At 51.7% G+C, this 19,706-nt stretch carries 22 protein-coding genes; 14 read left to right on the top strand and 8 right to left on the bottom strand.

Annotated features, from left to right (window positions below; translation table 11 throughout):
* Positions 1-73 precede the first annotated feature (73 nt).
* The gene (mutS, locus tag SYN6312_RS03050) at positions 74-2,695 is read right to left on the bottom strand and encodes a DNA mismatch repair protein MutS (protein WP_015123396.1); all 2,622 of its coding nucleotides are present in this window, start codon (positions 2,693-2,695) and stop codon (positions 74-76) included.
* A gap of 204 nt (positions 2,696-2,899) precedes the next feature.
* On the opposite strand from mutS, the gene SYN6312_RS03045 reads away from it, so the two are divergent.
* A complete protein-coding gene (locus SYN6312_RS03045) occupies positions 2,900-3,808 on the top strand; it encodes a MoxR family ATPase (RefSeq protein ID WP_015123395.1) in 909 nt (302 codons plus the stop codon).
* Here the strand turns inward: SYN6312_RS03045 and SYN6312_RS03040 are convergent.
* The 4 genes from SYN6312_RS03040 to SYN6312_RS03020 all read right to left on the bottom strand — a co-directional run bounded on the left by SYN6312_RS03040 (position 3,805) and on the right by SYN6312_RS03020 (position 6,865).
* Positions 3,805-4,176: a YlxR family protein gene (locus tag SYN6312_RS03040; RefSeq protein ID WP_015123394.1), complete on the bottom strand. Its 372-nt coding sequence runs from the start codon at positions 4,174-4,176 to the stop codon at positions 3,805-3,807. The two genes, SYN6312_RS03045 and SYN6312_RS03040, sit on opposite strands and share 4 nt — an antisense overlap.
* 10 nt (positions 4,177-4,186) lie before the next feature.
* Positions 4,187-5,455 (bottom strand): transcription termination factor NusA, encoded by a 1,269-nt coding sequence (gene nusA / locus SYN6312_RS03035; protein WP_015123393.1) that lies wholly within the window; start codon positions 5,453-5,455, stop codon positions 4,187-4,189.
* Positions 5,456-5,496: 41 nt separating this feature from the next.
* Complete coding sequence (gene rimP, locus SYN6312_RS03030; protein ID WP_041430546.1) at positions 5,497-5,961, bottom strand: ribosome maturation factor RimP; 465 nt, start codon at positions 5,959-5,961, stop codon at positions 5,497-5,499.
* 349 nt (positions 5,962-6,310) lie between these two features.
* Positions 6,311-6,865, bottom strand: coding sequence for a P-loop NTPase family protein (locus tag SYN6312_RS03020; protein WP_015123391.1), 555 nt, complete (start codon positions 6,863-6,865; stop codon positions 6,311-6,313).
* A 232-nt stretch (positions 6,866-7,097) separates the two neighbouring features.
* Here SYN6312_RS03020 and rph point away from each other — a divergent pair, with 232 nt between their 5' ends.
* The 3 genes from rph to pgeF all read left to right on the top strand — a co-directional run bounded on the left by rph (position 7,098) and on the right by pgeF (position 10,568).
* A complete protein-coding gene (rph, locus tag SYN6312_RS03015; protein WP_015123390.1) occupies positions 7,098-7,817 on the top strand; it encodes a ribonuclease PH in 720 nt (239 codons plus the stop codon).
* A 278-nt stretch (positions 7,818-8,095) separates the two neighbouring features.
* The gene (gene groL, locus SYN6312_RS03010; RefSeq protein WP_015123389.1) at positions 8,096-9,757 is read left to right on the top strand and encodes a chaperonin GroEL; all 1,662 of its coding nucleotides are present in this window, start codon (positions 8,096-8,098) and stop codon (positions 9,755-9,757) included.
* A gap of 7 nt (positions 9,758-9,764) precedes the next feature.
* A complete protein-coding gene (gene pgeF / locus SYN6312_RS03005) occupies positions 9,765-10,568 on the top strand; it encodes a peptidoglycan editing factor PgeF (protein WP_015123388.1) in 804 nt (267 codons plus the stop codon).
* 32 nt (positions 10,569-10,600) lie between these two features.
* Here the strand turns inward: pgeF and SYN6312_RS03000 are convergent, their stop codons facing one another.
* Positions 10,601-11,455 carry a fatty acid desaturase gene (locus tag SYN6312_RS03000; RefSeq protein WP_015123387.1) on the bottom strand — a complete coding sequence of 285 codons (855 nt, stop codon included), beginning with the start codon at positions 11,453-11,455 and terminating at the stop codon, positions 10,601-10,603.
* A 191-nt stretch (positions 11,456-11,646) separates the two neighbouring features.
* Here SYN6312_RS03000 and SYN6312_RS02995 point away from each other — a divergent pair, with 191 nt between their 5' ends.
* Positions 11,647-11,967: a TM2 domain-containing protein gene (locus SYN6312_RS02995; RefSeq protein ID WP_015123386.1), complete on the top strand. Its 321-nt coding sequence runs from the start codon at positions 11,647-11,649 to the stop codon at positions 11,965-11,967.
* Positions 11,968-11,977: 10 nt separating this feature from the next.
* On the opposite strand, the gene SYN6312_RS02990 is transcribed toward SYN6312_RS02995, so the two are convergent.
* Positions 11,978-12,466 carry a 2TM domain-containing protein gene (locus SYN6312_RS02990; protein ID WP_015123385.1) on the bottom strand — a complete coding sequence of 163 codons (489 nt, stop codon included), beginning with the start codon at positions 12,464-12,466 and terminating at the stop codon, positions 11,978-11,980.
* Between the two features lie 77 nt (positions 12,467-12,543).
* Here SYN6312_RS02990 and SYN6312_RS02985 point away from each other — a divergent pair, with 77 nt between their 5' ends.
* From SYN6312_RS02985 to SYN6312_RS02945, 9 genes are all read left to right on the top strand, one after another.
* Positions 12,544-13,497 carry a carbohydrate kinase gene (locus tag SYN6312_RS02985; protein ID WP_083853550.1) on the top strand — a complete coding sequence of 318 codons (954 nt, stop codon included), beginning with the start codon at positions 12,544-12,546 and terminating at the stop codon, positions 13,495-13,497.
* 177 nt (positions 13,498-13,674) lie between these two features.
* The gene (rplU, locus tag SYN6312_RS02980) at positions 13,675-14,037 is read left to right on the top strand and encodes a 50S ribosomal protein L21 (protein WP_015123383.1); all 363 of its coding nucleotides are present in this window, start codon (positions 13,675-13,677) and stop codon (positions 14,035-14,037) included.
* 84 nt (positions 14,038-14,121) lie between these two features.
* Complete coding sequence (rpmA, locus tag SYN6312_RS02975; RefSeq protein WP_015123382.1) at positions 14,122-14,382, top strand: 50S ribosomal protein L27; 261 nt, start codon at positions 14,122-14,124, stop codon at positions 14,380-14,382.
* A gap of 3 nt (positions 14,383-14,385) precedes the next feature.
* Positions 14,386-14,847 carry a Holliday junction resolvase RuvX gene (gene ruvX / locus SYN6312_RS02970; RefSeq protein WP_015123381.1) on the top strand — a complete coding sequence of 154 codons (462 nt, stop codon included), beginning with the start codon at positions 14,386-14,388 and terminating at the stop codon, positions 14,845-14,847.
* A 26-nt stretch (positions 14,848-14,873) separates the two neighbouring features.
* Positions 14,874-15,497, top strand: coding sequence for a DUF3727 domain-containing protein (locus SYN6312_RS02965; RefSeq protein WP_015123380.1), 624 nt, complete (start codon positions 14,874-14,876; stop codon positions 15,495-15,497).
* A gap of 82 nt (positions 15,498-15,579) precedes the next feature.
* Entirely contained in the window at positions 15,580-16,113 is a 534-nt protein-coding gene (locus tag SYN6312_RS02960) for a YqeG family HAD IIIA-type phosphatase (RefSeq protein ID WP_015123379.1), read from the top strand.
* A gap of 65 nt (positions 16,114-16,178) precedes the next feature.
* Positions 16,179-16,739: a phycobiliprotein lyase gene (locus SYN6312_RS02955; protein ID WP_015123378.1), complete on the top strand. Its 561-nt coding sequence runs from the start codon at positions 16,179-16,181 to the stop codon at positions 16,737-16,739.
* A 39-nt stretch (positions 16,740-16,778) separates the two neighbouring features.
* On the top strand, positions 16,779-17,858 hold the full coding sequence (gene leuB / locus SYN6312_RS02950; protein ID WP_015123377.1) for a 3-isopropylmalate dehydrogenase: 1,080 nt from the start codon (positions 16,779-16,781) through the stop codon (positions 17,856-17,858).
* Positions 17,859-18,056: 198 nt separating this feature from the next.
* Complete coding sequence (locus SYN6312_RS02945) at positions 18,057-18,443, top strand: DUF2237 family protein (protein WP_015123376.1); 387 nt, start codon at positions 18,057-18,059, stop codon at positions 18,441-18,443.
* Between the two features lie 37 nt (positions 18,444-18,480).
* Here the strand turns inward: SYN6312_RS02945 and SYN6312_RS02940 are convergent, their stop codons facing one another.
* Complete coding sequence (locus SYN6312_RS02940; protein ID WP_015123375.1) at positions 18,481-19,647, bottom strand: SpoIID/LytB domain-containing protein; 1,167 nt, start codon at positions 19,645-19,647, stop codon at positions 18,481-18,483.
* Positions 19,648-19,706: the final 59 nt, after the last annotated feature.

The raw sequence follows: 19,706 nt of genomic DNA, 5'->3' as shown, positions 1-19,706 counted from the left end.
GGCTATTTCCACCCTAGGCTGTGAATATCGGCCACCACCACCGTAAAACTACGGAACTGAGGGAAATCTTGAATTACAACTCATAACTAAACAATTGTCCTTGATGAACTTTTGTTGCGGGTTGCGTTGTTCTAGAAGAGTTCGACCCGGTTTTTCGTAAACCTAGAGCAATTTTACTATGTTGTTCAATTTGCTGCATGACTTGCCGGGCCCGTTGAATGACCGAGGGGGGCAGTCCTGCTAGGCGGCCTGCTTCAATCCCATAGGAACGGTCGGCTCCACCCGGTTGGACTTGATGGAGGAAGATAATTTCATCGGGAAGTTCCTTGACAACAACTTGATAATTGACAACATTACTTAACAAACTCGCCAGTTCATTAAGCTCGTGATAATGAGTGGCAAAGATCGTTCTGGCTTGAATGGTCATCGCTAAATATTCTGCTACTGACCAGGCAATGGCTAACCCATCAAATGTTGCCGTTCCCCGGCCAATTTCATCGAGTAAGACTAAGGATTTTGGGGTGGCATGGTTGAGGATGTTAGCAGTTTCATTCATCTCGACCATAAAGGTGGATTGCCCCATTGCCAAGTCATCTACTGCCCCAACTCGGGTAAAGATGCGGTCACAGATGCCTAACTTACTGGTCTGGGCCGGGACAAAGCTGCCAATCTGGGCCAAGAGTTGAATCAATCCCACTTGGCGTAGGTAGCAACTTTTGCCACTGGCATTGGGGCCGGTCAAAATCATCAAATCGGCAATGCCGCCCAGGTGGGTATCATTGGGGACGAAAAAACCAACGGGCAAAGCCTGTTCAACGACTGGATGTCGCCCACCCGTAATGAAAAGCTCTCGATTCTCGACCAGTTCTGGGCAAGTATAATCTTGATAAATTGCCACATCTGCCAGGCCCCACAGGGCATCAATGCTGGCGACTGCGGTGGCAATTTGGCGAATTAAGCTGGCCTGGGCTGCAACCGCGTTTCGTAGTTCCAGGAAAATTTCATACTCCAGGTTATACAGATCCGTCTGTAACGTCATTAACCGGGCTTCCCGTTCCTTCAGTTCGGCGGTGATATAGCGTTCTTCATTGGTCAGGGTTTGCTTGCGGATATAGTCTGGGGGCGGGGCCTGGTTTCTACTGCGAGAAATACTAATGTGATAGCCAGCCGCCTTGTTAAAGCCAACTTTGAGACTATTAATCCCAGTTCGTTCTCGCTCATGACTCTCTAAGGTGACAAACCATTGGCGATCCTGCTCTAATTGCTGACGATGCTGATCCAGATCGGAATTGGCCCCAGGCCGGATCAGGCCCCCTTCCATTAAGGCAATGGGCGGTGATTCGACCAGGGTGGCATGGAGCTTATCCCCCAGTTGTTCCAGTTCCGGCGGTAGGGTTTTTAGGGCAGTCAGGTAACTGGATTGAGCGGTGGCGAGAATTGGGGCCAGCTTGAGAAGCGTATCAAAGGAATCACGCAGGGCAACTAGGTCTCGGGCGTTGGCAGTACCTGACCCTGCGCGACCAGCTAATCGCTCTAGATCATAGATGTGCTGCAAATGTCGGTGAATTTCTTGACGCAGATGGGTTTGGCTGATCAGTTCTTGAATTGTGGCCTGGCGGTCTTGAATTGCTGGGATATTTAATAAGGGCTGTAAGAGCCAACGCCGTAAGAGCCGGCCCCCCATGGCTGTACAGGTGCGGTCAATGGCCCACAACAGGGAACCTTGAAACGTGCCATCTCGAGACGTTTGGGTTAACTCTAAGTTGCGCCGAGTTTGTTGATCGAGGATCAAATAGTTTGCCAGTTGATACGTGCTCAGGGGTTGCAGGGGAATCGGTTGCCCACGATGGGTATCCGCTAAATAGCCTAAGAGTCCTCCGGCGGCCCGAGTGGCTAAGGTTAACCGTTCACAGCCCAGGCCCTCCAGAGAGCGCACCCCAAAGGTTTCCAGTAAGCGTTGCCGGGCTTCTGGATGATGAAACTCCGCCATCGGCCGTAGGGTATAGCAAAACTGAGTGGGTAAACCCTGGGGTAATAATTCTCCCCCTTCCCCCGGCCGCAAGAGGCGATTGAGATCAGGGGCTTCACTGGCCAAGAGAATTTCCGAGGGCTGAAGACGGGTCAGTTCCTGATGAAGGTTTTCCCGCTCTTGATCTTGAGTGGTGAGAAATTCCCCGGTGGAAACATCAGCATAGGCCAGGCCCCAGTGGTTGCCCGCCAAGATGACTGCGGCTAGAAAATTATTTTTCCGAGGCTGTAACAAGCCCTCATCAAGAACAGTGCCGGGGGTAAAAATCCGGGTCACTTCCCGTTTAACGAGTCCCTGGGCCTGGGCCGGGTCTTCCACTTGGTCACAGATGGCAATGGCATAGCCTTTTTCGACTAATTGGCGACAATAGCGTTCTAAGGCATGGTGGGGGACACCGGCCATGGCAATCCGACCAATATCTTTGCCCCCTTCTTTCCCGGTTAAAACCAGTTCTAACTCGCGGGCAATGGTACAGGCATCCTGAAAAAAGGTTTCGTAAAAGTCACCCACCCGATAGAGCAACAGAGCATGGGGATATTGATCCTTCATGTCCGCGTAGTGTTGCAACATCGGGGTCAAGGTTTGCCGATCGAGGGCATCATGGCTAATTTGCAGGCCGGGGTTACGCCCAAGTCTGAGGGGTTGATCGGCAGCAGGGGATGTCATTGGGACAAAATCAATTCCATGATCGGGACGTGAAGAGTTTTCCTATTTTAACCCCGACCCCCTAGTTGTAAATCTCCAAGGGCTTGAGCATGGTGTCCATCCCCCAATAGCAGTTCATTCAACATGGTTTATGGTGTAGGGGTTAGGGCCTACCCTTCTTCGTTATCCTATTGAAACCCGTAACGATCAACTCGTTAAATTTTTATGCGTGAACCTTTAAGTCGGCTCCTGAACAACCTCAATCAGGTCATGGTGGGGAAACAGGATGCCATTCGCTTGGTGATGGTCGCTATTCTTGCCCATGGTCATGTGCTTTTGGAAGATGTGCCTGGAGTGGGTAAAACGCTCTTAGCGAAGGCTCTGGCCCGTTCCATCGCCGGTCAATTTCATCGCATCCAATGCACGCCGGATCTGTTACCCACCGACCTAACCGGAACCAATATTTGGAATCCTCAGACCGCCAGTTTTGAGTTCCGCCCCGGCCCCGTCTTTACGAATATTTTGCTAGTGGATGAAGTCAACCGAGCCACCCCCCGCACCCAGTCCGCCTTACTGGAAGTTATGGAAGAGACCCAGGCCACGATTGACGGGGTGACCTATGACTTACCCCAACCCTTTTTCGTAATTGCGACCCAAAACCCGGTGGAGTATCAAGGGACATTTCCGCTTCCAGAGGCCCAGTTGGATCGTTTTGCCCTCGCCTTAAGTTTGGGATACCCCGCCGAAACAGAAGAACTCCAGATGCTACAACGTCTGCAAACCCCGCAATCCTTTACCAGCTTGGAACCCTGTTTATCCCTAGAAGATATTCAGATGTTGCGTCTTCAGGTTCAAGAAGTCCGAATTAAGGATCCCTTGCAGAAATACATTTTGGCCTTAGTCCGGGCGACGCGAGACACAGACCATATTACTTTGGGAGTGAGTCCGCGGGGAACCGTCATTCTCTATCGGGCCGCCCAGGCCTTGGCTTTTTTGGAGGGCCGTGACTATGCCATTCCCGATGATGTTAAATATCTTGCCCCCCATGTCCTCAGTCATCGGTTAATTACTGCTGGTGGACGAAATAACCAGGCCCTAGTTCATGAACTCTTAGAGACGGTGGCGATTCCCTAGGGACAGTGGCCAAGTCCGGCATGATCAGGGGGTTGGGACAGTCCATCTTTCTGCCTTGTCGGCCGCTTGGGGAGTTTAGATGGTCTCTCTAGAAGTGGAGAACTTGATTCATCCTCCCTGATGGTTGTCAAGCGGCTGGCGAGGGCGGTGTAGATTTCTGCTGGGATCGGGGCTTTGAGGACACGACCGAGATGATTTTTTTTCCGGGCCTGGTGGAGGCAACTGGCCTGGGGACATAAATAGGCGGAACGGCCCTGGCCCTGATCTAAAACCACGGTCTGGGACTGAGCCAACCGCACAACCCGCCAAAACTCTGACTTGTGGCCAAGACAACGACAACTGAGACAACGGCGAGTATGGGGTGGCATCGTGAGACGACTATTCCTCAGCGTCCTCTGGGAGCAGCAAATCGGTTTCGGCTTCACGGTTGACCTCGACAGCCGCGTCTAATTCCAGGTCTTCTTCTTGCTCCTCTGATTCCCAGGCCGACTCGGCTTTACGATCTTCACTCTCGTAATCATAGGTGGTCGCATCCCGGACTTCGATTTTCCAGCCCGTTAATCGGGTCGCTAAACGCACATTCTGTCCTTCCCGCCCAATGGCCAAACTAATCACATCGGGAGCCACTAGGACATGGGCAATTCGCTGGGTGGGGTTGATTAAGCGGACTTCCTCAACTTTCGCCGGGCTGAGGGAGTTGGCAATATAGGTACCAGGATCCGGAGACCAGCGGATCACATCAATTTTTTCACCCCGCAGTTCATTTACCACGGCCTGGATACGCGCCCCCCTAGCACCAATACACGCTCCAACTGGATCTACGTCTCGCTCGAGGGTATCAACAGCAATTTTTGTTCGGGGGCCAATTTTCGGATTTGGTGGATTTGCTTCCCGGGCAATGGCCACGATACGGACAATTTCATCCTCAATTTCGGGAACTTCATTGGCAAACAGATAGACCACTAGGCCAGCATCGGCTCGGGAAACTTCCATTTGTGGCCCCCGCTGCGGCCCATCCTTAACCCGCTTCAGATAGACCTTAAAAGTAGCATTGGCTCGATAGTTGTCATTGGGGAGTTGTTCCCGCTTGGGGAGTTCCGCCTCGACCTCGGGTTGGAGGGCATCACTGCGCACCGCCATGATTACAGATCGCCGTTCAAATCGTAAGGCTCGGGCCAATAAAACCGTCCCTTCTAAATCCTGAAACTCTTCTTGGACAAGGCGACGTTGTTGATCCCGCAATTTTTGAGAGAGGACTTGCTTGGTTTGAATCGCTGCCATCCGCCCAAATTCCTGTTGATCGGGGGTGACATCCAGAACCACGTTATCGCCCAGTTCCGCATCTTCCACCACTTCTAGAACATCGGTCAGGGCAATTTGGTGATCGGGATTATCAACTTTTTCGACAATGGTTTTGGTGGAAAGAACCCGAAAGCCTTCATCATCGGGGTCCAGTTCGACGAGGAAATTACTAAAGTACTCTTCATCAAAGTGGCTTTGGTCTAGACGCTGACTGCGGCGAAACCGTTCATAACCTTTGAGTAAGGCCTCTTCCAGGGCTTCTTGGACAGAGGCTTTGGGTAAGTTTCGCTCCCGACTAATTTGATTGAGCATTTCCCGCAGGCCAGGCAACCGATAGGTACTCATAACAACAACTCCATAACAACTTGAATTCAATCTCAGAGAGGCTAACTCGGCCCCTCTTGTAACTGCACCAGAGACACCTGATCCCGGGGGATCGTAATTTTGCGCCCTTTTTGATTCAGGTAAACCGCAGCCTCATCCCGCCCAATCAGGGTTCCCTCCCAGGCCTGCTGACCATGGTCTGGGGAATGGACTGTGACCTGAACCGCAAACCCCCGAAACGACTTGAAATCTCGGTCAGTGGTTAAATCATTAGACAGGCCGGGGCTAGAAATTTCCAGAACATAGGCGGTTGTCACGTGATCACTCGCATCCAAAACCTCTTCTAAGCAATGGCTCATTTGGGTGCAGTCTTCCAGGGTAATATCCCGGTTGGGGTGGCGAATATCCACGCGCAGGGTCGGGGGAGAGTGATGGGTATAAAAGTAAACGGCCACCGCTTCCAGGCCCAGTTGGCTCGCCACAGGTTTAGCCAGATCATGAACAATGGGAATTAACGGGTGAGACATAAACGCAGGGACATCAATCAAAACAAGGGGAGTCGAATGAGTCATCTTGACCGATGGCATGACACAGATGGTTCTGAACCAGCGGTAAGCTTGAAAGTCGGCATTGAAGAAGCACCTGTTGATCTGGTCATGTGCAGCCTTACACGGGTAATCCTATCGAGGCTGGCGGCTCAGATTCATGGCCATAAAAAAAGCGGGCTAGACCCACTCCTCCGACACCGAAAAAGCAATAAAGTCCAGTAAACTAGACTCTTCCTTCCCATCCTAGCTTAGAGAGAGGCACTCCTAGGGAGGGATGGGGTAATCCCAGGCCTGGGCCGCGATTTTTCCAGGGGAACTGGATCAGGACTCAGGTGCGATAGGTGCGGCGTAGTTCTGTGACTTGATCCGCAAGTTCCAACAGGCCGGGAGACATGGCTGGGCCGGTTAAGATAATGTCAATCTGGCGAGGGCGGTTGGCCAACAGATCAATCACCTCTGCTTCGGGAATCAGACCTAGATGTATCGCCAAGCTCAACTCGTCCAAGACCACCAAGCTGTACTGACTCTTGCAAATGGACTCCTTGGTAAACGCCCATAACTGGGCCAGGGCTGTTGTCTCACGTTCATTCAGATCATTTTGAGTCAAACACCGCTGAACATTGCAGCGAACCCAGTCTAGGTGCTGTCCCAAGGTCATCGGCCGCGCAACTCCCAAATTAATCCCACCTTTGAGAAACTGCACGACTAAAACTGGGGTTCCTTGGCCGGCAATGGTGAGAGCTTGGGCCATCACTGCCGTAAAGAAACTCCGATGTTTGGCCGTAAAGACCTGGATAAGACCCTCAACACAGTAAGGGGGCTGACTCTTGGCCTGAGGAGCGGCATCAGCATAGGGACGTAATTCAACGAGTTGGGAAACCATAGGAGACCAGCGCAGACAAGGGGGGCAATAAATCACTCTCAACCAGGCCTGAGGTCAAAAAACCAGACCCTCACCAGATGACCCTAGGGGCTAACCGGCCACAAATATAGTGTAGAACCTTTGAGTTTGTCCTTAGTCAACACTAGATATACAGAACCGTCAAGGGGGGCAGAATGAATTATTCTGGGTAAAGGCAACCCGGCCGATTTAGATAAGGCGTGATTCAAACCCTATGACTTGGCAACGACCCGATGGCCGCGACTGGCAGCAACTCCGGCCGGTCAGTTTTCAGCGTAATTTTACTCAATTCACCCCTGGTTCCGTTTTGGCCAGTTGTGGGCAAACCAGGGTTTTATGTACAGTTTCCGTCCGACCGGGGGTGCCTAAATTTTTAGAAGGATCTGGCCAGGGTTGGTTAACGGCAGAATATCGGATGCTACCCAGCGCAACGCCACAACGCCAAGAACGAGAATTGTATAAGTTGTCGGGCCGGACTCAAGAAATTCAACGCTTGATTGGGCGAAGTTTACGGGCTGCCTTAGATTTGGGGGGCCTGGGGGAGCGAACCATCTTAGTGGATGCCGATGTTTTACAGGCCGATGCGGGAACCAGAACCACGGCAATTACGGGCGGGTATGTGGCCTTAGTGGATGCCTTGTTGCTGCTGATCAATCAAGGAGAACTGTCCCAGTTGCCGATCAAGCATCAAGTGGCGGCCGTATCCGTGGGCCTGGTGGAAAATCAACCCTGTTTGGATCTCAATTATCCCGAAGACTTAGCCGCAATGGTGGATTTTAACGTGGTCATGACTGAACATCTCGAATTATTAGAAGTCCAAGGCACGGCCGAATCCGGTAGCTTTAGCCGTCATCAACTCAATCAGATGTTGGATTTAGCTGAAATTGGCATCAAGGAATTGCTGGACTTGCAAAACCAGGCCCTGGCCACCTAAAGCAAATTATCCGATGCTGCTCTAAAAAAGTTGCTCGCCCTCACCGCCAGGCCTGGAAAAGCCAACCTAGTCACCGGATCTTGCGCGGAAAGTTTTTGCTCCTGTCCATAACCAGCCGGGCCGGGTATCGAGAATTTAGCCTCGAGTTCGGTGATCCCTCCAGGCCCTCACATCAGCACTGACCAAGTGAGAGTGCTAAAATCAGTCCTGTTAAATGGCTCGTCTAACAAGTTTTTGCGCTCACAGATTCACGGGCCCACCAGAGGAATTACGACTCCATGAGTAAAATCGTCATTTTCCACGAAGAATCCCGCCGCTCACTCGAAAAAGGGATTAATGCCCTGGCCGATGCCGTGCGGATTACCCTCGGCCCCAAAGGCAGAAATGTTGTGATTGAAAAAAGCTATGGCGCGCCCCAAATCATTAATGACGGTGTCACCATTGCCAAAGAAATTGAACTTGAAGATCCCCTCGAAAACACGGGCGCGCAGTTAATGCGGGAAGTCGCCTCCAAAACCAATGATGTGGTTGGTGATGGCACAACAACCGCGACGGTTTTAGCCCAGGCCCTGATCCAAGAAGGCCTGAAAAATGTGGCTGCCGGAGCCAACCCTGTGGCCTTACGCCGAGGAATTGATAAAGCCATTGCCGCGGTGGTGACGGGGATTGAAGCCGTTGCTAAACCAGTGACTGGCGATATGATTGCCCAGGTGGCCAGTGTTTCCGCCGGTAATGACCCGGAAGTGGGAGCCATGATTGCCAAAGCCATGAATAAAGTCGGCAAAGATGGGGTGATCACCGTAGAGGAATCCAAATCCCTCAGCACCGAACTTGAAGTCGTGGAAGGGATGCAGTTTGACCGCGGCTACATTTCCCCCTACTTTGTCACCGATGCCGAGCGGATGATCGCTGAATTTAACGATGCCTTCTTGCTGATTGTGGACAAAAAAATCAGCAGCATCCAAGACTTAATTCCTGCCCTGGAAGGGGTAGCCCGTTCTGGCCGTCCGTTAGTGATTTTGGCGGAAGACATTGAAGGCGAGGCCCTAGCTACCTTGGTGGTCAACAAACTCCGGGGAGTCCTCAACACCATTGCTATCAAGGCTCCAGCCTTTGGGGATCGCCGCAAAGCCATGTTGCAGGATATTGCCGTTCTCACGGGCGGACAGGTCATCTCGGAAGAAATTGGTCTCACCTTAGATCAAGTAGAGGTCGGAATGCTCGGCCAGGCCAGTAAGGTGACGGTGACGAAAGACACGACGACGATCCTCAGCAGTGGCGGGACAGAAGCTGCCGTGAAGGAACGGGTCGCCCAAATCCGCAAACAACTGGAAGCGAGCGATTCTGAATACGACAAGGAAAAACTCCAGGAACGGATTGCCAAATTGGCCGGCGGTGTGGCGGTGATCAAAGTTGGGGCGGCCACGGAAACCGAACTCAAGGATCGCAAACTTCGGATTGAAGATGCCCTGAATGCCACCAAAGCCGCCGTTGCCGAGGGGATTGTGCCGGGGGGTGGGACAACTCTGTTGCATTTAACTGAGAAAATCACGGCTCTCTTGCCCACGCTGTCCGGGGAAGAACAGACCGGAGCCAAAATTGTCATCAAGGCCTTGGAAGCTCCCCTGGCCCAAATTGCCAATAATGCCGGTCAAGAAGGGGCTGTGGTTGTCGAAAATGTCCGGGCGGCTGACTTCAACATCGGGTTTAATGCGGCCACTGGCGCCTATGAAGACCTGATTGCCTCCGGGATTATTGACCCAGCCAAAGTCGTGCGTTCGGGCCTGCAAAATGCCGGTTCTGTCGCTGGACTGGTCTTAACCACTGAAGCCTTGGTTGTCGAAAAGCCTGAACCCAAATCTGCAATGCCGGCCGGTGGGCCTGGTGGTATGGGCGGGATGGGTGGCATGGGAGGAATGGGCGGGATGGGCATGATGTAGGTTGATCATGGACAGAGAACAGGGCTGGGTCTGGCAATCCACAGAGGTTGGAGACTATCTCACCTGTGACTTGTTGAGTAAATTTTCCCACGGATTTTTTACTCGCCAATTTGCAGAACAATCCTTAGTTGAGTTAACGGCTCATCTCCAGGCCCCGGCCCAGCCCTTCCGCGTCAAGCAAGTCCATGGCAATCTGATTCACACCACCGCTGCTATCCAAGAAAAGGGCATTACAAGCCTTAATTATGAAGCCCAACTGCCTGGAGATGCGTTAGTCTCTTCGCTGCAAAATCAAGCGGTTTGGGTTTGTAGTGCCGACTGTGTGCCGGTCTTAATTGGAGATATAAAAACCGGAAAAGTGGCTGCGATTCACGCGGGGTGGCGAGGCACTGCCTTGGGTATTACCCCCCTGACGGTGGAAAAACTACGAGCTGGAGGTAGTCAAATTCAAGATTTACGGATTGCCCTTGGCCCTGCGATTGCGGGGAGTAATTATCAGGTTGCCCTAGACGTTGCGGTTACAGTTGGTCAAACCCTAACTTTGCCCAGACCCAATTCGGATTCAACCCCTGAGGCGGTTTTAGAGCATCTGCAAAATTTAGAACATTCCCCTTTGAGCCCAGACCCCACCCCCGGTCGAGTCCGGCTGGATGTGCGGCGAGTTAATGCTTTACAACTTGAGCATCTTGGCATCGCCCCTGAGCAAATTGCAATCGCCCCTTGCTGCACATTCCAGGATCACCAACGATTCTTTTCCTATCGGCGAGAGCGAATCAAACAGGTACAGTGGTCGGGAATTGTTGCCAACTAACCTTGTCTTGAGATTGCCCTCTGATCCGGCCATCAGTCTTCAACTGGCTCCCCCGCCATCCCCCCAGTTGCCGTGACCAAGCGGACTTTTTTAGCTAAGCCCAAGCCCTTTAAGAGGCGAATCGTCTGCCAAGTTAGGTCGAATTCCCACCATTGCAACCCATGTCGGGCGGAGTGGGGGTAGGTGTGATGGTTATTGTGCCAGCCCTCGCCAAAGGCCAAAAGGGCCACCCACCAGCAGTTGGTCGAGTAGTCATCAGTTTCAAAGGTGCGATAACCAAATTGATGGGTGGCACTGTTGACAAACCAAGTGACATGGTACACCGCCACGAGACGGACAAAAATTCCCCAGATGACCCAAGACCATCCCCCAAGGGCATACAACACCAGGCCAAAGGCGACTTGGATCAAGATAAAGTGATCATCTAAGAAGCGATAAACCGGGTCTTGATTAATATCTTTCGTCAGGCGGTCAATTTCTACCTTGGCTGGGATTTCTGAGAGCATCCAACCCATGTGGCTCCACCAAAACCCGCGCCGAGAATTATGTTGATCCTGTTCATGATCCGAGTGGAGATGATGGTTCCGATGCAGACCCACCCATTCGATCACGCCCCCTTCACAGGCCAAGGCCCCACAAAAGGCAAAGAAATATTCTAAAAATTTGGGTAATTGAAAACTCCGATGGGTCAAGAGGCGATGCCAGCCTAAGGTAATTCCCAGGCCCCCAGTCAGCCAAAATAAAACTCCGCCAACGGCTAAGCCTGACCAACTAAAGGTGCCAGGAATTAAGGCGCACAAGGCCCCCAAATGCACCAACGCCATGAAAAAAATCGTTTTCCAGGCCGGTTTTAAGTTTTGTGGTGGTAATTCTTGGGCAGCGGTCATAGAGATTTATACCTATTTAACTTGTGTTCATTATGCCCGATTGTTTCCAGGCCGGGTGGGGGCTAACCGTTCCTTAACCGTACGCACTAACACTCTCAGCCATATGCTATAAATTCCGGGCGATGCTCGTAGTCTAGGTAACGGTAGCTTTCACAAGTTATGCCTAAGCTGGGTGAGGATATGTAAAACCAATGAACGGACATTTAGGGAAATTTTTTGTGCCACTGTCAGGTCAGATTAGGCCCAAACCCATCTACAAAAATCGGGCCGTCGCGATTCTCTTAGCCGTTGCCGGATTGTTACTGCCTGGCCTGCATAAATTTTATCTGCGTCAATATCTTTGGGGTTGTCTCTACTTACTGCTAGGGGTGCTGTTGCCGGCCTGGGGCGTTGCCAGGGTTGCCAGCATGATGGAAGGAGTCTGGTATTTACTCCAGGGACAAGCAGCGTTTGATGCCCATTTCAACCCCCAGTTTATGGCCCTGCCAGTCTGTCCAGCCCAAGATGCTTGAGTCGAGGAACTTATTGGGGCAATGTGCTTTGGAGTAACCGACTTGTCCACCGACTCAGCCACCCCCGGAACTGATGCTGCCGATACCAGCGTTGAAAGGCTTGCTCGTAAGCTTCCCCCTTGGGCTGATAGACGACCCAGGCCTGGAGACTGAGGCGCAGGCTTAAACCCAGCAATACATAGAGCGACCAAGGTGTGCCCCAACCCATGAGTGCATTTAAGCCCACACAAGCACTGCCAATCAGAAGGTAACGCCCGACCCGTTGCCCCAATTGCCGTTGCCTGAGTAAATCAAATTCTGCCTGCTTGGCCTGGATGGTTTGCTTAGCTTGCCATTCCTTTTCCGCAATGACTAAGTCACCCGGAGTTAGGCCCAGTTCCCCCGCAATTTCCACCAGATCACCCCAAGAAAATTCTCCCTGGTTTTGTTGACGAGAGAGGGCAATTTTCAAAATTCCTTGTAAATCGTCCGAGGAGTAGGCGGTCTGATTTTGGGGCATAGGGCAATCCCGTGGAATAATGCAACCAACATTGTTGTTTTACTGCTTCTATTATGCATTCTGCTGCTTCTGTGCTGATGCTGCCCTCTGTGCTCTGTTTTGGGGAGGTCTTAGAAGACTGTATTACGAAAGATAATCAACGGCATTGTTATTTAGGGGGTGCGCCGGCCAATGTCGCCGCTGGCCTGGTCAAGCTGGGAACTCCGGCGGGGTTTATTGGGGCAGTCGGGAAAGATGCGATTGGAGATCGGATTGTTGAACAATTACAGGGCCTGGGGGTTAATCTGACCGGTATTCAACGGGTAAACCAGGCCCCCACCCGTCAAGTTCTAGTTCAACACCAGGCCAATGGCGACCGCGAGTTTGTCGGGTTTGCTCCGGCAGATTCCCCTTTCTTTGCCGATGAACAGCTCCAGGCTAAGGCCTTACCCAAATCCCTCATCGAGTCGGCCCAATTTTTAGTCTTAGGAACCTTAGGATTTGCCACAGCCACTACCGGACAGGCCTTGGGCCGAGTTTTGGAATTGGCTCACCTCCAGCAAATCAAGGTGTTAATAGATGTCAACTGGCGGCCGATTTTCTGGAAAGACCCTGACTTAGCAAAATCCTTAATTCTGGAACTTTTACCCCAGGCCCAGGTGATTAAACTCGCAGCGGAAGAGGCCGCTTGGCTATTTCAGACCACAGAGCCAGCCAGAATTAAAGATCAGGTGCAAGGACACATTGGCCTGGTGGTGGTGACGGATGGGGAACGGGGCTGTCAATTTTCAACAGGGATAATTTCGGGAGAATTACCGGCTTTTAGGGTCAAGGTTACGGATACCACAGGGGCGGGGGATGGCTTTGTCGCCGGACTCCTCCATTGCCTCTGTCCAGTGAAGGAGCTGCAAAATGCCTTCACCAATGCAACATTCCTCACTCAATCCCTCCAATTTGCCAGTGCAGTCGGGGCGATGGTTACCCAAGGAGCCGGCGCAACTGCTCCCCAACCCACAGCCTCAGAGGTGCAGAGGTTTTTAGACCGTCTTTAAGGAATCAGCACATTTGATCAGGACTGCGCCATAACCCCTGGACCCAAAGATTGACGGAACTCCCTAAAATTAACTATGATTGAAAATTGTCAGATTATTTTAGACTGCTCGAACCAGGTTACAAGGGACGGTTATTGACCCCACCCCACCTCTACGGCAGCATATGGAGTTTTTGCGATGACCTATGCCATTATTGCCACCAGCGGCCAACAACTGCGAGTCGAACCCGGCCGATTTTTTGATGTGAATCAGATCCCTGCTGACCCAGAAACAACCTTAACCCTGGATCAAGTCCTCCTGGTACAAACTGGGACAGAGGTTCTCGTCGGCCAACCTTTGGTGACTGGAGCGGTGGTGACGGCTGAGGTTATGCAACATCTGCGGGGGCCGAAAATCGTGATTTACAAAATGCAGCCCAAGAAAAAGACCCGTAAAAAGCAAGGGCATCGTCAAGAGCTAACCCGGATTATGGTGACAGATATTTTGGTTGACGGTCGCTCGATTGTTGGGGAAACCTCAGCCGAAGTTGTCACCGCCTAATCTTGATCTCGGTTCGTCAACCATCCAGTGTTTTTACCGAGTTAATCTGTTAATCTGCTCACAAAATTAAGGGAGAATCAACCAATGGCACATAAGAAAGGCACCGGCAGTACCCGTAACGGTCGTGACTCAAACGCGCAACGCCTGGGGGTCAAACGCTTCGGTGGGGAAGTGGTCAAAGCGGGTAATATTCTCATTCGGCAACGGGGCACAAAAGTCCATCCTGGAACCAATGTGGGCCGGGGGAGTGATGATACTTTGTTTGCCACCATTGAGGGAGTAGTGACCTTTGAACGGTTTGGTAAAAGTCGCAAACGGATTAGTGTTTATCCTTTGGAAGCATAATTGATGATTTCGGCCCTAGGCCTGGATTTTGGCCGGAAACGGATTGGCTTAGCGGCCTGCGATCAATTGGGTCTAATTGCCTTTGGCCTGGAGACTTTGATTCATCGCTCCTTTACGGAAGATGCCCAGGCCATTGGTCGCATTTGCCAGCAACGCGAGGTTCAGCAGCTAGTCGTTGGTTTGCCTTTTCGGATGAACGGCGAAATTGGGACCCAGGCCCGTCATGTCCAACGCTGGGGAGAACGGTTGGCAGAAGTCCTAAATCTCCCTGTTGTTTTTGTGGATGAGCGGCTCACCTCTTACCAGGCCGAAGAAATGTTACGGCAACGGGGCTATCGGCGGCATTCCCATCGGCAGCGATCCACCTCCCAACTGACGGTTGATAGCCAAGCGGCGGCGATCATTCTCCAACAATGGCTTGATCAGCAACGTTCAGCGGTGACAGCCAAGTGTTATGCTTCGTAGCCATAAGGGATAACTAAACAATCATCATGGGTCGAAACAACACCGGGCAGAACAATAACTCAGAGTGGTCACCCACGGATCCTCAGCAAGAGCGTGAGCAAGTGACCCTGCTCGATGAGTTTGGGCGAGCACTCGATTGTTTTATTGAATTTAGTCTGAAATTTAGTGATCAAGAATATGCGCTGTTACAGCCGATTGATTTTCCGGTGGAAATCTTTGTGGTGCTGGCTGATAGCGATGATGAAGAAACCTTAATACCCCTGGAAGATGAGGACATTGACCCGGTTTTTGATATTGCTCGGGCTATCTTGGCAGAACAAAACTTGATGTTGAAACGAACGGCCCATTTCCTAACCGTGGAAGGGGAAGTGCCATTGGCAGATGAGGTGGAAATTGTCACCTTTGAAGAAGATGAAGGCAGCGAACAGGAGGAAGAATATCAGCCCCTGGGTTCCAAGTTCTTTCATCAGGATCGAGAATATGCCATCTATATGCCCCTCAGTCCAATGCTCTTGGTGGCCCGCCTCCGGCCTGGTCATAAACCAGAAGTTCTCTCCCCCCAGGATTTTCAACACATTCAACCCTTAATTGAAGAGCATCTCGAAAAGCACCTCGTTGACTGGGTGGGTGATGAGGAAGAGGATTGGTAAGCTACCCTGGTTTTGGGATCAGATTAACTATCGTTTTTAAGTATGACTTGATCATTCGATTGATCACATTCAGGATTTAGTGATGACCCCGTTGGATTTTGCGTCCCTACTCCAGCCCAATCTTGTTCTCGGGGAAAATGTCCTGTTGCTGACACCATCGTTGTTGTTAGAGCATGATCTCAAGGGTTTGATTCTGGATGTGGATGATACCCTCGTACCAACTTGGGAGGAGGATGTCCCACCAGAAGTCCTGGCCTGGTTAACGGACATTAAAGGGCAGGTGTCCCTCTGGTTGGTTAGTAACAATCTCAATCACAGTCGGATTCGCCGGATTGCCGAAACCTTGGGAGTCCCGTTTTTGATGGGAGCGGCCAAACCCTCTCGTCGTAAACTGCGCCAGGCTCTACACGCGATGAATTTACCCAATGCCCAAGTCGCGATGGTCGGAGATCGAGTCTTCACGGATGTTTTGGCCGGCAACCGCTTAGGAATGTTTACAATTTTAGTCCGTCCTATGGCCAACAAAGCCCACCCAGCCCGCGGCATTTTCCTAATCCGCTCCTTAGAAATTTTTATTTCTCGATTACTGGGGGCCGACATTAGCAACCAGGCCTAGGGACAAAGAGCGAAATTGGGCGGAGGAATCAGCCTAAAATAAATAAACATTCATCAATTAGATACATGGATATTCAAGAATTTTTTGGCCAGAGTTCCGGTCGCTGGTTTTCTCAACGGACTAGTCATCACCTGGCCTTCAAACAAACCGAGTCGGGCCAGTCTCAGTTAAGGATTGAGTTAGTTCCAGTTACGGATTCAGCGGTTATTGCTTTGTGTGAACAATATCAAGTTGATCCGGCCTTAGCCAGTTGTGGGGCACGGGTCAGTTGGGATGGCACCATGGCCTGGGATGAAGAAAAGCATGAAGGCTCTACGGTTTTAGTCACGGTTCCCGATGCCCCGGATTCCCAAACAGGTAAACTTTTACGGGAAGTCGGTTATGCGGAAAAAACACCCGTGGCTGGACGATATGTGATGGGGGATGATGGTTCCCTCACCCTGATTACGGAATATGAAACCATGTACTCCGAAGAACGGCTTTGGTTTGCCAGTCCCAATTTGCGCCTGCGCACCAGTATTCTGAAGCGATTTGGTGGCTTTAGTATGGCTACCTTCTGCTCAGAAATTCGTTTGGGTGTCACCAACCCCCCTGAGGAAGCTGCCACCGTTGCGGCCAGTCAATAACTCCCTTTGACCATTTTTCTGCTGGAAACCCTGATTCCTATGACCTCCTATCGCATTACTCTCTTGGCTGGTGATGGCATTGGCCCGGAAATTATGGCCGTTGCTGTTGCTGTTCTTGAAGCGGTGGCCCCAAAATTTGGTCTCTCTTGGAAATTTACCCCAGCCTTGATGGGCGGTGCGGCGATTGATGCGACTGGAGACCCCTTACCCCCGGAAACATTGGCAACTTGTCGGCAGAGTGATGCGGTGTTATTAGCTGCCATTGGGGGCTACAAATGGGACAATTTACCCCGGCATTTACGCCCAGAGACGGGTTTGTTGGGACTGCGGGCTGGCCTGGGGTTGTTTGCCAATTTACGGCCCGCCCAGATTTTGCCGCAACTGATTGAGGCGTCTTCCCTGAAGCCAGAAATTGTCGCCGGTGTAGATATTATGGTGGTGCGGGAACTGACGGGAGGAATTTACTTTGGTCAGCCCAAGGGGATTTTTAGCACGGAATCCGGGGAAAAACGGGGTGTAAACACGATGGCTTATACCGAGTCGGAAATTGATCGGATTGGGCGAGTGGCCTTTGAGACAGCCCGACAGCGGGGGAAAAGACTCTGTTCGGTAGATAAGGCTAATGTCTTAGAAGTCTCCCAACTCTGGCGGGATCGGATGAGTTTGTTAGCCCAAGACTATCCTGATGTGGAACTCAGTCATCTCTATGTGGATAATGCGGCGATGCAGTTGGTACGCGCTCCTAAGCAATTTGACACGATTGTGACTGGGAACCTATTTGGGGACATTTTATCGGATGCAGCGGCGATGTTAACAGGCAGTATTGGGATGCTCCCTTCAGCCAGTTTGGGATCTACCGGGCCTGGGGTGTTTGAACCCGTTCATGGCTCTGCTCCAGATATTGCCGGTCAAAATAAAGCAAATCCTTTGGCTATGGTACTGAGTGCTGCGATGATGCTCCGTTATGGTCTTCATCAACCCGGCCCGGCCCAGGCCATTGAACAGGCAGTCTTAACCGTTTTGGATCAGGGCAAACGGACAGGGGATTTGATGGGGCCGGGGATGACCCTTTTAGGCTGCCAAGAAATGGGCCAAGCCCTCCTGGATGTTCTTGGCTAAAGGATCCGCACTGTCAACGTTAATGACTCCAAATTCTCGGATTTCCGGGGTTTAAACTGGGGAATAGGTGCTCGGCAGTGTCCAGAATGAGCTAGAACTCTGCTTGGGCGTGCCAATGAACGGCTCTCTGCCTTGCCCTAATCCAGCCCTGAAAGGGTAATACCATGCGTATAAATTTCACATCCTGGAGGCCCCATTTTGAACCTCGATGAGTTAAATCAGTCCCCTAAAAATGTTCTCGGAACTCCCCTCCAAACTTGCAGTACCAATCCCATGACAGGCTTTTATCGCACGGGTTGCTGCGAGACAGGGCCAGATGATCGGGGTGTCCATGTGGTTTGCGCCCAAGTTACGCCCGCCTTTTTGAATTACACCAAAGACCAAGGGAATGATCTGACGACACCCGCGCCCCACTTCAATTTTCCAGGCCTGAAACCGGGAGATCGCTGGTGTTTATGTGCAAGCCGCTGGCATGAAGCACTAGTGATGGGAGTAGCCCCGCCCGTTATCCTGGAATCAACCCATATCGCGGCTCTAAACCATGTTGCCTTAGAAGACCTGAAACACCACGCCCTTAAACCCTGAGCCTAAGTTCTCTTCTCATTTGAGGGGTGGGCTAAGATTAATTCCTCATCTGGCTAATGGTGACTCCTTGGTAATAGTAGGTGAGAATTTGGTCATAGGTATAACCCTGATTGGCCATGCCCAAGGCTCCCCACTGACTCATCCCCAGGCCATGGCCACTCCCACGCCCCGAAATGAGAAAACTACTCGGTGGAATGCGGGAGTTAGTTTGGCTGGCAACGAGGGGGAGTTCCGGTTGAGTCGTAAAGAGGGTTGAACGGAGGCCCAAGGCTGAACGAATCTGCGGCCCTGTCATTGTCCTTGTGCCAGCATCCCCAATCACCTGAACTTGCATAATCCGACCTTGAGGGCTAACTTGAGTCGGTTGAAACGCCAAAATGTTACCAATACCGGGAATGCGTTGCCGCAGTTGGGTTGCTGTGAGTTGAATTGTCCATTGATACACGGGGGCTGTTTGGTCAAAGTCAGGCACGCCGCGGAGGTAGGGAACCGCTCCAGACCAGACCTGCTCCGAGTTTTCGGTATGCCCACCGGATGCCGAATGAAAGACCGCTTCGATGAGTTGCCCGTTGTAGGTGAGGACTTGGCCCTGGGTTGCTTGCACTGCGGTAATAGTACTTGCTGTTTCTGTCGCCACTCCTGGATAGGCCTGGAATAAGACAGAATCACCTAAGTCAAATAGACTTGTTCCCCGTCTAAGTTCCCGGCCGCGCCGATAAAGGGCATAGGTACGGGCGGCAACGGCCTGGGCTTTGAGAGATTCTAGGGGCCAGGTGGGATACATTTCCTTGCCCACGACACTGGGAAGATAGGCTTCTAAATCAATGTGATTCACAGCCGCCAGTCCCTTACCCGTGCCAATCAATTCCAACCGCCCCCGATACCACCGTTCTCCCACTTGGACTAAGCCGCCTTGGGTGGGTTCAATCCATAAACGCGACCCCGACATCCGCCCCAAACTAACGCCACTGCCCGATAAAACTGCCGTTCCCTGTAAGACTTGTAAATTGGCAATTTGCCGCCCATTACTATCAAGAATATTGGCTGGGGTTGAACTCGCGACCTTCACCTGTGAGAGATTTTGCTGCACCGCTACCCGTAATTCCAAGGCCAGGCCTGGGGTGATTAACAGCCACCAAGTGATGAGTCCCAGGAAACTAGGCGGGGCAATTTGACGCAATAAGAGACGGCTGAGGAGGAGCATAGCATCGTGACCAGGGGGTGGGGTAGAAGGGGGACTAAATAAGGATTCGCAATTGAGAA

This window comes from Synechococcus sp. PCC 6312, assembly GCF_000316685.1.
Lineage (GTDB): Bacteria > Cyanobacteriota > Cyanobacteriia > Thermosynechococcales > Thermosynechococcaceae > Pseudocalidococcus.
This window is presented reverse-complemented; position numbering and strand designations above follow the sequence as displayed.